Origin of the sequence: Neopoerus faecalis, from assembly GCF_029218125.1 — a bacterium.
In the GTDB taxonomy this organism is placed as follows: domain Bacteria; phylum Bacillota; class Clostridia; order Oscillospirales; family Oscillospiraceae; genus Oscillibacter; species Oscillibacter faecalis_A.
The window spans coordinates 371010-384838 of record NZ_JARFXX010000001.1 but is presented as its reverse complement, the minus strand read 5'-3'; the positions used below and the strand labels follow the sequence as shown (position 1 = coordinate 384838).

The window sequence follows — 13829 nt, the reverse complement described above, 5'->3', positions numbered from 1 at the left end:
ACAATTTTCTTGCTGCCACAAGGGCAGGCGGGACTGAAAATGCTGCCGTATGGAAAAACTGTATGACCTTATGTCGGACGCCGTGCGGCCTCTTGACAATCCGGCGGCGACTGTTATAATAAATTGCCATTACCGGCCGTTAGCAGGCGGTTTTGCCCTTGTTGAGCGGCGGTAAAAATATTTAGATACAGAGACGGGACGGAGCAATGGAGAGCGAATTTTTCGGGACGGAGCGCATCAGCCGGATTTTGATGCGGCTGGCACCGCCGGTGATGCTGGCGCAGTTGATTCAAGCGCTTTATAATATTGTGGACAGCTTTTTCGTGGGGCGGTTTTCAGATACGGGCCTCACGGCCCTGTCCATTGTATATCCCCTCCAGCTTTTGATGATCGCGCTGGCCGTGGGGACCGGCGTGGGAATCAATACGGCCATGGCCTACTTTTTAGGAATCCGGGACCGGAAGCGCTCCGACGAGGCAGCGGGAATCAGCACGGCGCTGTCGCTGGTGATGTGGGCGGTATTCGCACTGCTGGCGGCGGTGCTGATGCCGGCCTATGCCCGGATGTCCACGGAGTCTGAGGCGGTGATTGCGGACGTCATCGTCTATGGGCGTATTGTGTGCGTATGCAGCATCGGGCTGTTTTTGGAGAGCGGCTGGACCAAGGTTTTGCAGGCGGAGGGCAACATGAACCGCCCCATGGCGGCGCAGATCTTAGGCGCGGTGACAAATATCGCGCTGGACCCGCTGCTGATTTTCGGACTGTTCGGCCTTCCGGCGCTGGGTATTGCCGGTGCGGCTATTGCCACCGTGGCGGGGCAGATCGTGGCGGCGGCCATCGTGTGGAGAGGCGGCTATCGCCGTTCCCCGGCGCGGGCGCTGTATCCGGCGCTGGTGCGGCGGGTCTACCGGCTGGGAATTCCCAATATTTTAATGCAGTCCGCCTACACGTTTTACATTCTGGGCTTGAATTTGATCTTGAGCACGTTTTCGGATCAGGCTGTTACGGCGCTGGGCCTTTACTATAAGTGGCAGACATTTTTCTTTATCCCGCTGGGGGCCATGCAGACCTGCATCGTGCCGGTCATCAGCTATAACTATGCCGCGGGAAGTCTGGACCGCTGCCGCAAAACACTGCGGGAGTCCATATTGGCGGGCATGGCGCTGATGCTCATCGGGACGCTGTGCTTTGAGCTGATTCCCGGCCCGATGCTCCGATTCTTCTCCCGGGATGCCGAGGTCATCGCCATCGGGACCTATGGGTTCCGGTGGATCGGTCCCAGTTTTTTACCCATGGTGACATCCCTGATTTTCCCGGTATTCTTTCAGGCAGTGGGCAGCGCCGGGAAAAGCTCCCTGCTGACGATTTTACGGACGGTGGTGCTGTTTGTGCCGCTGGGCTGGCTGTTCGCCCATTGGGGGCTGCACGCCTTCTGGCTCACATATCCCGTTACGGAGCTGATTACAACGGCGGTGGGCTTTCTATTTTACCGGCAGTTCCTCCGGGCTGAGGCGGCGGACGGAGCCGCCGCGCCGCAGACTGCGGAGTAAAAGATACCATCAGTTGACAAGGGCAAATATGCTTTCCAGCGGCCTAAATAGCCGCTGATTTTGTCATTGTCCTTGGCTTGCGCCAGCAAGCCTTCGTCCGCTTCCGCATCAGCGCCCATTTTTGCTCGCTGGAAAGTCCTTCGGAGTTTTTCGGAATCGGGAACGACGGCTCAGCGAGGCTGACGAAGCAGCCTGGCTGCCGCCCGGCAATGAGGAAAACGAAGCTGAATGTTGTTTCAGTTCCGAAAAACCGTGTTTGCCCTTATCAACTGATGGTATTTTAAAAAGATGAAACAAAAAACCGCCCAATGGGCGGTTTTTTGTTCTGTTTATTTTGCCTGCTTCATGCTGAGGCTGATGCGCTTTTTCGCCTCGTCCACTTCCAGCACAGCGACCTTCACCACATCGCCGACAGAAACAACCTCTGAGGGGTGCTTGATGAATTTGTCCGATACCTGTGAGATGTGCACGAGACCGTCCTGATGGACGCCGATGTCAACAAACACACCGAAGTCGATGACGTTCCGCACGGTGCCGGTGAGCACCATACCGGGCTTCAGGTCCTTCATTTCCAGCACATCCGTGCGAAGGATGGGCTTTGACAGCTCATCACGGACGTCCCGCCCCGGCTTCATCAGCTCGGAGACGATATCCCGCAGCGTGGGGACGCCCACGCCCAGCTTTTCCGCCGCCTGCGCCTCGCCGCAGGCGCGGATTCGGGCGGGCAGCTCTGTCAGCGCGCCGTTTTTCACATCGCTCAGCGTGTAGCCCGTCAGCTCCAGCAGCGCCTTGGCGGCATCATAGCTCTCCGGGTGCACGGCGGTGTTGTCCAAAACGTTTTTGCTCTCCGGCACCCGCAAAAAGCCCGCGCACTGCTGGAAGGCCTTCGGTCCCAGCTTCGGCACCTTTTTGATCTGACTGCGGGCGGTGAAGGGTCCGTTTTCCTCCCGGTAGGCCACCACGTTTTTCGCTGTGGTGCCGTTCAGGCCAGCTACCCGCTGCAAAAGGGACGGCGACGCAGTGTTGATGTCCACGCCCACGGCGTTGACGCAGTCCTCCACCACGCCGTTCAGGGCCTCGTCGAGCTGCTTTTTGGGGCAGTCATGCTGGTACTGCCCCACGCCGATAGCCTTGGGGTCGATTTTCACCAGCTCTGCCAGCGGGTCCTGCAAGCGCCGGGCAATGGACACGGCGGAGCGGAGATTCACGTCATACTGGGGAAATTCCTCGGCGGCCAGCGGACTTGCGGAGTACACGGAGGCCCCGGCCTCGGACACGATCATATAGCTGACGTGGGCCCCGGCATCGTTTACCTGCCGAATCAGCTCCACGGCCATCTGCTCTGTTTCCCGGCTGGCGGTACCGTTGCCGATGGCGATGTGCTCTACGCCATATTTGCGGATGAGCTTTGCCAGCGCGGCGATGGCCTCGTTTTTCTGGCGCTCCCCATAGGTGGGGTACACCACGGCGGTGTCCAGCGCTTTGCCGGTCCCGTCCACCACAGCCACCTTGCAGCCCATGCGGTAGCCGGGGTCCAGCCCCATGGTGACCCTGCCCTTTACCGGCGGCTGCATCAAAAGCGGCTTTAAATTCAGGGCAAACTGGCCGATGGCGCCCTCACCCGCTTTCTCCGTGAGAAGATTGCGGACCTCCCGCTCCAAGGAAGGATAAATGAGGCGGTCATAGGCGTCCTCCGCGGCGGATTTTACAAAGTCCATGGCGGCGGAGCCGGGCTTCACAACGGCGCGGCGCAGCAGCGGCAATGCCTGCTCCCGGTCGGTGACAACGGAAACGGAGAGTATCCCCTCCCGCTCGCCCCGGTTCATGGCGAGAATCTGGTGTCCCTGCACCCGGCTGACGGATTGCGAAAATTCGTAATACAGGCGGTAAACGCTGTCCTCCTCCGTGACCGCGCGGCTGACGATCTGACCCTGACGGAGAATCAGCGCCCGGAGCTGTTTGCGGACAGCGGCATCGTCGCTGATCCATTCGGCGATGATGTCACTGGCTCCATGTAGAGCATCAGAAAGGGTCTCTACCCCTTTTTCCGGGTCAATGTAGTCCCAGGCGGCCTCCTCCGGCTGGGGGCAGTTTCGCTCCTGCGCGAACAGCAGCGCCGCCAGCGGCTCCAGCCCCTTTTCCTTTGCCGCAGTGGCACGAGTGCGGCGTTTTTGCTTGTAGGGCCGGTAGAGGTCCTCCACCTCCGCCAGCGTTTTAGCGCTGTTGATGGCGGCGGCCAGCTCATCTGTCAGCTTGCCCTGTTCGTCAATGGAGCGCTTCACGGCCTCCCGGCGCTCCTCCAGTCCCCGGAGGTATTGGAGGCGTTCCTCCAGCGTTCGGAGCGCGGTATCGTCCATGGCGCCGTGAAGCTCCTTGCGGTAGCGGGCGATGAAGGGGATGGTGTTGCCCTCGTCCAGCAGGCGCACCACGTTTTCCACGTGCTGCGGGGCCTTGTCCAGCTCCTGCGCCAGCGTTTGAATGATGTCCATACGTTGATTCCTTTCAAAAGGGCACCGCTGTGCGGTGCCCTCAGCGTGTCGAAAAAGTTTTTTCGCCCCGCTGAGCAAGTTTTCAGAACTTTATAAAAGTTCTGAAAACTTAGGATTTTAATGGCGCAGGACACCCTTCTTGGGTTTCCCGCGCACACCCTTCCTTACCGTTGCGGAAAATTTATCACTTTATCGACAGCCTCAGGGCACCGCTGTGCGGTGCCCTTTTCGTATTTTGTTTACCGGTGGTAGAGGCGCTTTGTTTCGTATTTCGGCTCACAGCTCACCCGGACGCCCAGCCGCTTGAAAATCTTTAAATCCTCCTCGCTGATGATAACGGAGAAGTGGGCCTCGCTGCCCCGGAGACCCGGAAGCTGCCGCTTGGCAAGGTCTGCCAGCGGGTTGGTCAGGGCGGAGATGGCCAGCGTCAGCAGCACCTCATCGGTGTGGAGCCGGGGGTTGCGGTGGTCAAGGTAGGTGGTTTTCAGGTGGCAGACCGGCTCCAGGACCTGCTTGGAGATCAGCTCAAACTGATCGTCGATATGGCCCAGCGCCTTCAGGGCGTTCAGCAGCAGCGCCGCGGCGGCCCCCAGCGTGCCGGAGGTCTTGCCGGTGACGACCTGACCGTCCGGCAGCACCATGGCGCCGGCGGGAGCGCCGGTGGTCTCCGCTTTTTCCAGGGACGCCGCCACGGCGGGGCAGATGTCCGGCGTGACCCCGCCCTGCTGCATCACCAGCTCCAGCTTGCGGACGGTCTCCTCCGTCCCCTTGCCTTGAACCAGCTCCATTTTCGCGGTGTAGTACCGCCGCAGAATTTCCATTTTGGATGCGGCGCGGCACACCTCATCGTCCACAATGCAGTTGCCCGCCATGTTCACGCCCATGTCCGTGGGAGATTTATAGGGAGACTTGCCCTGAATTTTTTCAAAGATGGCGTTGAGCACAGGGAAAATCTCCACATCCCGGTTATAGTTCACAGTGGTGACGCCGTAGGCCTCCAGATGGAAGGGGTCGATCATGTTCACATCGTCCAGATCGGCGGTGGCGGCCTCGTAGGCCAGATTGACCGGGTGCTTCAGGGGCAGGTTCCAGATGGGGAATGTTTCAAATTTGGCATAGCCGGCGTCGATGCCACGCTTATGGTCATGGTAGAGCTGGCTGAGGCAGGTGGCCATTTTGCCGCTGCCGGGGCCGGGGGCCGTTACCACGATGAGGGAATGGCTGGTCTCAATGTAATCGTTCTTTCCAAGGCCATCATCGCTGACGATGTGGACTACATCCGAGGGGTAGCCGGCAATGGGATAGTGCCGGTAGCAGCGGATGCCCAGCTTTTCCAGCCGGTGCAAAAAGGCGTTTGCCGCCTCCTGTCCGCTGTAGCGGGTCAGCACCACGCTGCCCACATACAGCCCCATGTCCCGGAAAATATCAATAAGGCGGAGCACATCCTCGTCATAGGTGATGCCCAGATCCCCCCGCATTTTATTCTTCTCAATGTCACCGGCGTTGATGGCGATGACGATCTCCACATCGTCCTTCAACTGCTGAAGCATCCGAATCTTGCTGTCCGGCTCAAAGCCCGGCAGTACCCGGGAGGCGTGGTAATCGTCAAACAGCTTGCCGCCGAATTCCAGATACAGCTTACCGCCGAACTGATGAATGCGCTTTTTGATCTGCTCGGACTGTGTGGTGAGATACTTTTGATTATCGAAGCCAATGGCTCCCATGCTGACCGCCCCTTTATCTCTTATTTGAAAACATACGTATACAATATAGCACAAGAGAGCGGACAGGGAAAGAGGAAAAATCCGATTTGGGGAAAATACAAATTTTGCTTGCATTCGGCAGCAGCTTCCCGTATAATAGGTCGTAGGCGAAGTAGGGCGAATTGAATAGGGCAAACCCGCCGAAAGACGGGGACGCAAAGTTAAGTGTCTAACCGGAGCTTTCCGTATGATCGACTGGCCGCAATCTCATTGAAGGATGCGGCCAGTCTTTTTTTATAGACCCCTTCGGCTCTCTCGATGGAACGCCGCCCCGCCGTTTACCGTGCTTCCCCATAGCTCCGGCCCCGCTCGCCGCGGAGCTTCTCATCCCCTGCGCTTTGTGCCCCACACAAGGTGTTCCGCATTTCCCACACACTTCCCAATGTCTGTTCCGCAGGCGGCGTTGCTTCATGCGGCCCCACCGCGCAGACCGGCCGGAGCTGAGCAAATGTCCGCCGGGACCTTTCGGTCCCGGCGGGCGCTTTTTCTATATGGAACAGCTATTTAGATTTTTTTCTAAATAGCTGTTGACATTTAAGCCGCGATATGGTATATACTATTTAGAAATTCTTCTAAATACTTTTGGAGGGAATGCCATGGCCTTTGCCGAGACCTTCAAGGCCCTGTCGGACCCGGTGCGGCGGGAGATATTGAATCTGCTCAAGGGCGGACGCTTAACGGCAGGCGAGATCGCCGGGCGTTTCGATATGACTGCCGCTACGGTGTCCTATCACCTGTCCCAACTGAAAAAGGCGGGACTGATTTTTGAGAGTCGGGAGAAAAACTATATCTACTACAGCCTTAACGCCTCTGTGCTGGAGGAAGTCCTGCTGTGGTTACAGGACTTGAAGGGGGAAGGAAAAAAATGAAGAACAACAAGAGGGAAATGCTGCTGACTTCGCTGGTCTGCCTACTGCCGCTGTTCGCGGGCGCGGCGCTCTACCCGCGTTTGCCGGAGACCATGGCGACACATTGGGACTTTGCCGGCAACGCAAACGGCTGGTCGTCGCGTGCCGCCACTGTGTTCGGCCTGCCGCTGTTTATTTTGGCACTGCATCTCGTCTGCTTTTACGCCGAGAGCCGTGAGACGAAGAAAAATAGGAATCCTGTGCTGCGGACGGTGCTGCTGTGGTCTTGCCCGGCCGGATCGCTGCTCGGCGGAGCGGTCACCCTCGGCACAGGGCTGGGCTATGAGATGCACATCAGCACCGTGGTACCTGTGTTTGTGGGACTACTGTTTCTGATCCTTGGTAACTACCTGCCAAAAATCCGGCAGAACCGCACCGTGGGTATCAAGCTGCCGTGGACGCTGCAAAGCGAGGAAAATTGGACCAGGACCCACCGGTTGAGCGGCTTTCTGTGGGTGCTGTGCGGTCTTGTGATGATCCCCCTCTCCCTGCTGCGGCTGTGGAGCGGCTGGCTGTTTGGGGCGCTGCTGGCGGTGATGGTTCTGATCCCTACCGTCTATTCCTACGCACTTCACAGAAAAGGCATCTGACACAGAATAAAAGCGAGAACCCCCTGCGAAATGGATGCGTCCATTCCGCAGGGGGTCGTTTCTTGCTGTTTTTGCGTCGATCCTGATGTTACACAGAGAACAGCAGGTCACTGTACACCGGGAAGGGCCAACAGTCCTTCGGTGTCAGCGTTTCCAGCTCGTCGGCCAGCGTGCGGGCCTTTTCCATATCCGGCACCAGCGTAGTATGGCTGTAGGTCATGGCCTTTTTGGCATCGGCGGGAATTTTAGCGAGGTCGCGCTCCAGCTTTTCTGTTACGGCAAAGAGCTTGTCGGTAAGCTGGCCCATGTCCCGGGCCACAGTGTCATCCGCCTTGTGGCTGACACCCATCTGCTCCTTCTTCCAGCCCCGCTCGCACAACTCCGCTGTCACGGCGGATACGGCGGGCAGGATCTGCCGCCGCAGCATATCCGCCATGGTGCGGGCCTCAATCGAAATCACAGTGGTGTAGTTTTCAATGTGAATTTCCGACCGGGCGTTGATTTCCTCTTTCGTGTAGATGCCGTGCTTGACAAAGAGGTCCACATTCTTCTTGGCGGTGTAGACCGGCAGGGCGTCCGCCGTAGTAGGCAGATTGCAAAGACCGCGCTTTTCCGCCTCGGCCAGCCATGCGTCATCATAGCCGTTGCCGTTGAAGATGATGCGCTGGTGGTCCGTGAAGACCTTTTTGATGAGCTTATCAAGGTCGGTCTGGAAATCCTTGGACTTTTCCAGATGGTCGGCAAACTGCTGAAGTTCTTCGGCCATGATGGTGTTCAGGGCGATGTTGGGGCCGGAGATGGACTGGCTGGAGCCCAGCATCCGGAACTCGAACTTGTTGCCGGTGAACGCCATGGGCGAGGTACGGTTGCGGTCCGTGTTGTCCTGCGGGATGGGCGGCATGGCGTCCACGCCGATCTGGAGGGTCCGCTTGCCGGAATCCTTGAACTCCGTGCCCCGGATGATGGACTGCACCACGGCGTCCAACTCATCGCCGAGGAAGATGGAGATCACGGCCGGAGGCGCTTCGGAGGCACCCAGACGGTGATCGTTTCCGGGGAAGGCCACTGTGGCCCGCAGGAAATCCTGATATTCGTCCACACCCTTGACAAAGGCCGCCAAAAACAGCAAGAACTGCGCGTTCTGGCTGGGGGTCTTGCCGGGCTTGAACAGGTTCTTGCCGGTATCGGTGTTCAAGGACCAGTTATCGTGCTTACCGGAGCCGTTGACTCCGGCAAAGGGCTTTTCATGGAGCAGGCAGACCATGTCATGCCGGTCGGCCGTCTTTTTCATGATCTCCATGGTAAGCTGGTTATGGTCACAGGCGGTGTTGGCGTCCGTGTAGATGGGGGCCATCTCGTGCTGGGAGGGCGCGACCTCGTTGTGCTTGGTCTTGCTGTAAATACCCAGCGCCCAGAGGTTTTCATCCAGATCCTTCATAAAGGACGCCACACGGGGCCGGATGGCGCCGTAGTAGTGATCGTCCAGCTCCTGTCCCCGGGGAGGCTTGGCGCCGAACAGCGTGCGGCCGGTCATCCGCAGGTCCTCACGCTGGTTGTAGAGCTTTTTGTCCACAAGGAAATATTCCTGCTCCGGGCCGACACAGGGAATGACCTTATGGGTCTCTGTGTCCCCGAACAGCCGCAGAATGCGGACAGCCTGCCTGCTGACATCCTCCATGGAGCGCAGCAGCGGCGTCTTTTTGTCCAGCGCGTGTCCGCCGTAGGAGCAGAGGATGGTGGGGATGCACAGCGTCCCCTCCTTCACAAAGGCAAAGGAACTGGGGTCCCACGCGGTATAGCCACGGGCCTCAAAGGTGGCCCGCAGGCCGCCGGAGGGGAACGAGGAGGCGTCCGCCTCGCCGCGGACCAGATTCTTGCCGGAAAATTCCAGAATGGCCCGGCCATGCTCGCCCTGAGCGATAAAGCCCTCGTGCTTTTCCGCCGTAAAGCCGGTCATAGGCTGGAACCAGTGGGTGTAATGGGTGCAGCCCTGCTCCACGGCCCATGTCTTCATGGCACCGGCAATTTCATTGGCGGTGGCCAGCTCCAGCGGCGCACCGTCAGTGACGCAGCGCTTCCAAGCCTGATAGCAGGCGTCGGACAGGCGCTCCTTCATGGTCTCCTCGTTGAATACCCTGCTGCCGAACAGCTCGGGCAGCTTTCGTTCGCTCATAGCAGTCCCTCCGTTCAAGATATTGAAATCTCAAGGTCTATCCTATCATAAATCGGGCCAAACGCAAGAAAAACATGGAAAAATATGTGTCAGAGTGTAGCACGGCGGATAGGCCCTGTCAAACGGTAAACTGCACAAATTCCGGCCGCTTTTGCGGTCTGTTTCCGCGTAAGTCCGGCTTTTCCTCAGCGATGGGGAACGTGCCAGATGTTGTCGGCATATTCCGCAACAGCCCGGTCGGCGGCAAAGCTGCCGCTGCGGGCGATGTTAAGAAGGCTCATACAGTTCCACTGCTCGCGGTTTTCGTAGGTCTCGGCCATGCGGCGCTCGGCGTCGCAATAGGCCCGGTAATCCGCCAGCAGCAGATATTCGTCGCTGCCGATGAGCCGCTGGTAGAGGTCCTCATAGCTCACCCCGTCCCGGAAGCCCCGGCGCAGGGAGTTCAGACAGCGCTCCAACTGCGGGTCATGGCTGACATACCGCTGGGGCACATAGCCCTCCCGCCGGAGCTGCGCGGCCTGATCGGCGTGGAGGCCGAACAGGAACATATTCTCATCGCCCAGCAGATCGTGCATCTCCACATTGGCACCGTCCAGCGTACCGACGGTCAGAGCACCGTTCATCATGAATTTCATGTTGCCGGTGCCGCTGGCCTCCTTTCCGGCAGTTGAAATCTGCTGAGAGACCTCGCTGGCGGGCATCAGGTGCTCGGCAAGGGACACCCGGTAGTTTTCAAGAAATACCACCTGCAGCTTGCCCCGGCAGCGGGGATCGTGGGAAATATCGTCCGCAAGGGAGTTGATGAGGTGGATGATCCGCTTGGCTACGGCATAGCCCGGTGCGGCCTTGGCACCGAACAGGAACGTGTGGGGCCGGGTGATGCAGCCCGGGTCATCCTGAAGCCGCTGGTAGAGCGTGATGATGTGGAGCACGTTCAAAAGCTGGCGCTTATATTCGTGGAGCCGCTTGACCTGCACATCAAAGATAGCGTCCGGCGACAGTGTGACGCCCTGCGCCTTTTTGATATATGCGGCAAAGTCCTCCTTGTTCTGCCGCTTGATGTCCTCCAGCCGCTGAAGCACGGCGGCGTCTTCGGCATGGTCCTCCAGCTTTTTCAGCGCCTGCGGGTGCAGGAGGTACTCGTCCCCGCCGGTGAGGTCCCGGACAAGGGCGTCAAGGCCGGGATTGATCTCGCTGAGCCAGCGGCGGTGGTCGATGCCGTTGGTGACGTTGGTGAATTTCCAGGGCTCCATGACGCAGGCGTCATGGAACACATCTTTTTTCAAAATCTCGGAGTGCAGGCCGGACACGCCGTTGACAGACATTCCCCCGGCGATGCACAGATTGGCCATACGGACCTCGCCGCCCCAGACGATGGCCATTTTCTCTGTTTTGCCGTTGTCATGGTAGAAGCTCTCCACCTTTTCCTGCCAGCGGTGGGCAATCTCCAGCACGATCTGCCAGATGCGGGGCAGCAGTGTTTCAAAAAGGCTCTGGGGCCAGCGCTCCAGCGCCTCGGACAAAACGGTGTGGTTCGTGTAGGCCACGGACTGGGTGGTGATGTCCCATGCCTCATCCCAGCTCATACCGGCCTCGTCCATGAAAATCCGCATCAGCTCCGGAATCACAAGGGCCGGGTGGGTATCGTTGATTTGAAGAACGTTCTTTTTGTGGAAATTTTTCAGCGTGCCGTAGGTTTCCAAATGCTTGGTGATAATGGACTGCACCGTGGCGGAGACAAAGAAATACTGCTGCTTTAAGCGAAGGGACTTTCCCTCCATGTGGTTATCCTCGGGATAGAGCACCTTGGCGATGGTCTCCGCCATGGCCTCGTCCTCGGAAGCCTTCAGGTACTCGCCCTGGGAGAACAGCGCCATGTCCACCGGGCGGGTGGAGCGGGCGTCCCACAGCCGCAGCGTGTTCACATGATCCGTACTGTAGCCCGCCACTACCATGTCACAGGGAACGGCCTGCACCGCCGTGGCATTTTCGTTGACGATGTGGAGATGACCGTCCTGCCAGAATTCCCGCAGCGTGCCGCCGAAACGGACGATTTGGGCCTCGTCGGGCTTTGGCAGCAGCCATGCCGAGCCAACGCCCTTCCAGTCGTCCGGCAGCTCTACCTGCTGGCCCTCCACAATCTTCTGCTTGAAAATACCCAGCTCGTAGCAGATGGAATAGCCGGTGGCGGGAATTTCCAGTGTGGTCATGGAGTCCAGATAGCAGGCGGCCAGCCGCCCGAGACCGCCGTTGCCGAGGCCCGCGTCCGGCTCCAGCTCAAAGAGGTCTGCCGCCTTGAAGCCCATGCCCTCCAGCGCTTCTTTTAATTGGGGCAGAACGCCCAAGTTGTAGGCGTTTTTCATAAGGCTGCGGCCCATGAGAAATTCAAGGGAGAGATAGTGGACCTGCTTTTTCTGCTCTTTTTTCGTTTCCTTGGCGGTCTGCACGCCCCGGAGGGCCATTACATCCCGCAAAACGAGGGCGCAGGCCTTCAGCATCTCCTGATCCGTGGCCTCGCCCGGCTCCGTGCCGAAGTTCAGCGCCAGCTTGGCGGTGAGGGTCTCTTGCAGTGTCTGCGTGGTAAATGGAATGCTCATAGGGATTACTCCGCCGCCTTCCTGGCGGCGCCTTTCTTTTTGGGTTTGGAGGCGGAAGCGGCCTTTTTCGCAACCGATCCAGCCGTTTTTCTCGTTTTTGTGGATTTTTCGGCGGTTTTTGGAACTCTTGCACCATCATCCGGCGCGGCGGGCACCGCTTTTTTCGCGGAGGCCGCCTTGACCGGCTTTGCGGCCTTTCCGGACACCGCTTTCCGGGCGGAGGTCCGCTTTTTGGCCGGTTCAGCCGCAGCTGTCGGCACCTCTGCTTTCAGTGCTTCGGTATCGTCTGACTCCGATGCGGCAGCCGCTGCGCCAGTAACGGCGGCATAAATTTTCAGATAGTCCCCCGCGCTGCGGTTCCAACTGAAATCCCGCTCCATGGCCCGGCGGCGGAGCCGCGCAAAGGCGTCCGGATAGTCCTTATAAAGATAGATCGCCTCCCGGATGACATGGAGCATATCGGCGCTGGAATAATTGGCGAAGGTAAAGCCGGTGCCGGCATCCCGCCACGCCTCGTAGGGCTGAACGGTATCCTTCAGCCCGCCGGTCTCCCGGACGATGGGGACCGTACCGTAGCGCATGGCAATCATCTGGGAAAGGCCGCAGGGCTCGCTGCGGGAGGGCATTAAGAATAGGTCCGCTCCGGCGTAAATGGCCATGGACAGCGCCTCGTCATACCCGAGGCGAATGGCCATCCGCTCCGGCCAGCGCTCCGCCGCATGGCGGAAGAAATCTTCATAGGCCGCGTCTCCGCTGCCCAGCAGCACAAACTGCACCGGAAGCTCCATGATGTCTCCCATGACCTCCCGAATGAGGTCGAGGCCCTTGTGGGTCACAAGGCGGCTCACCATGGCGATGATGGGCGTTTCCGGCTCCGGCCGCAGCCCCAGTGCCTTTTGCAGCGCCGCTTTGTCGGCGGCTTTGCCGGAAATGTTCTCCGCCGTGTAATTCGCGGCGATGCGGGGGTCCGCCGCCGGGTCATAGAGCTTCATGTCAATGCCGTTGAGCACGCCGGAGAGCTTATAGCCGCACTGGGTCAAAATCCCCTCCATGCGGTGCGCAAAGTAGGGATTTTTCAGCTCCTGAGCGTAGGTGGGAGACACGGCGTTCACTGCGTCCGCCGTGAGAATCGCGCCCTTGAGAAGATTGAGGTCGCCATCCAGCAGCAGCGTCCCATCGTCCACCCAGCCCCGGTCCAGACCGAACAGGTCGCCGAGGCAGTAGGGGTCATAGCGACCCTGGTACTCGATGTTGTGAATGGTCAGTACCGTGCGGACAGAACGATAACGTTCCTCTCGGACACCGTCATCCTTCAGATAAATGGGAATGAGGGCGGTCTGCCAGTCGTTGCAGTGAATCACATCCGGCCAGAAATCCAGATGGTCCAGCATTTTCACAACGGCCCGGGAGAAAAAGCCGAAGCGTTCTCCGTCATCCGCGCAGCCGTACAGCTCCGGGCGGCCGAAATACTGCTCGTTATCCAGAAAATACCACGTGACACCGTCCTTTTTCAAGGAGAACAGGCCGCAGTAGGCGTGCCGCCACGCAAGATCGACATAATCGTAGCACAAAAAGGTGAGCTGGTCGGCGAAGCGCTCCTTCACCCGCCGGTACAGCGGCAGAATCACCGCCGTTTCTACCCCCTGCGCCGCAAGGGCCGGAGGCAGGGACCCGGCAACGTCCGCAAGGCCGCCGGTCTTGCAGAAGGGCACCGCCTCGCTGGCTGCGTATAAAACCTTCATGAAATGCTCCTTTCGGA

8 protein-coding genes and 1 riboswitch are annotated in these 13829 nt (G+C 59.0%); of the genes, 3 read left to right on the top strand and 5 right to left on the bottom strand.

All coding sequences use genetic code 11. The features are described from left to right. Positions 1–206 precede the first annotated feature (206 nt). Entirely contained in the window at positions 207–1550 is a 1344-nt protein-coding gene (locus PY311_RS01740) for an MATE family efflux transporter (protein ID WP_286146952.1), read from the top strand. Between the two features lie 329 nt (positions 1551–1879). Here the strand turns inward: PY311_RS01740 and PY311_RS01735 are convergent, their stop codons facing one another. Next, complete coding sequence (locus PY311_RS01735) at positions 1880–4039, bottom strand: Tex family protein (protein WP_286146951.1); 2160 nt, start codon at positions 4037–4039, stop codon at positions 1880–1882. Between the two features lie 239 nt (positions 4040–4278). Then, the gene (locus PY311_RS01730) at positions 4279–5763 is read right to left on the bottom strand and encodes a DUF1846 domain-containing protein (RefSeq protein ID WP_286146950.1); all 1485 of its coding nucleotides are present in this window, start codon (positions 5761–5763) and stop codon (positions 4279–4281) included. 159 nt (positions 5764–5922) lie between these two features. After that, a riboswitch (cyclic di-GMP riboswitch) is annotated at positions 5923–6009 on the top strand. Positions 6010–6398: 389 nt separating this feature from the next. Here PY311_RS01730 and PY311_RS01725 point away from each other — a divergent pair. Both PY311_RS01725 and PY311_RS01720 read left to right on the top strand, forming a co-directional pair. Next, entirely contained in the window at positions 6399–6671 is a 273-nt protein-coding gene (locus PY311_RS01725; RefSeq protein ID WP_215688449.1) for an autorepressor SdpR family transcription factor, read from the top strand. After that, on the top strand, positions 6668–7300 hold the full coding sequence (locus PY311_RS01720; RefSeq protein ID WP_286146948.1) for an SdpI family protein: 633 nt from the start codon (positions 6668–6670) through the stop codon (positions 7298–7300). The genes PY311_RS01725 and PY311_RS01720 overlap by 4 nt, the downstream gene beginning before the upstream one ends. Positions 7301–7388: 88 nt before the next feature. Here PY311_RS01720 and PY311_RS01715 read toward each other — a convergent pair whose 3' ends face one another. The 3 genes from PY311_RS01715 to glgA all read right to left on the bottom strand — a co-directional run bounded on the left by PY311_RS01715 (position 7389) and on the right by glgA (position 13812). Continuing rightward, positions 7389–9473: a glutamine synthetase III family protein gene (locus PY311_RS01715; RefSeq protein ID WP_286146947.1), complete on the bottom strand. Its 2085-nt coding sequence runs from the start codon at positions 9471–9473 to the stop codon at positions 7389–7391. A gap of 185 nt (positions 9474–9658) precedes the next feature. Beyond that, positions 9659–12070: a glycogen/starch/alpha-glucan phosphorylase gene (locus PY311_RS01710; RefSeq protein ID WP_286146946.1), complete on the bottom strand. Its 2412-nt coding sequence runs from the start codon at positions 12068–12070 to the stop codon at positions 9659–9661. A gap of 5 nt (positions 12071–12075) precedes the next feature. Beyond that, positions 12076–13812, bottom strand: coding sequence for a glycogen synthase GlgA (gene glgA / locus PY311_RS01705; protein ID WP_286146945.1), 1737 nt, complete (start codon positions 13810–13812; stop codon positions 12076–12078). Between the last annotated feature and the right edge of the window lie 17 nt (positions 13813–13829).

Excerpts from the sequence above, each read along its gene's own strand:
- PY311_RS01730 (WP_286146950.1), bottom strand. The coding sequence starts at position 5,763 with ATGGGAGCCATTGGCTTCGATAATCAAAAGTATCTCACCACACAGTCC.
- PY311_RS01725 (WP_215688449.1), top strand. The coding sequence starts at position 6,399 with ATGGCCTTTGCCGAGACCTTCAAGGCCCTGTCGGACCCGGTGCGGCGG.
- PY311_RS01715 (WP_286146947.1), bottom strand. The coding sequence starts at position 9,473 with ATGAGCGAACGAAAGCTGCCCGAGCTGTTCGGCAGCAGGGTATTCAAC.
- PY311_RS01740 (WP_286146952.1), top strand. The coding sequence starts at position 207 with ATGGAGAGCGAATTTTTCGGGACGGAGCGCATCAGCCGGATTTTGATG.
- PY311_RS01710 (WP_286146946.1), bottom strand. The coding sequence starts at position 12,070 with ATGAGCATTCCATTTACCACGCAGACACTGCAAGAGACCCTCACCGCC.
- glgA (WP_286146945.1), bottom strand. The coding sequence starts at position 13,812 with ATGAAGGTTTTATACGCAGCCAGCGAGGCGGTGCCCTTCTGCAAGACC.
- PY311_RS01735 (WP_286146951.1), bottom strand. The coding sequence starts at position 4,039 with ATGGACATCATTCAAACGCTGGCGCAGGAGCTGGACAAGGCCCCGCAG.
- PY311_RS01720 (WP_286146948.1), top strand. The coding sequence starts at position 6,668 with ATGAAGAACAACAAGAGGGAAATGCTGCTGACTTCGCTGGTCTGCCTA.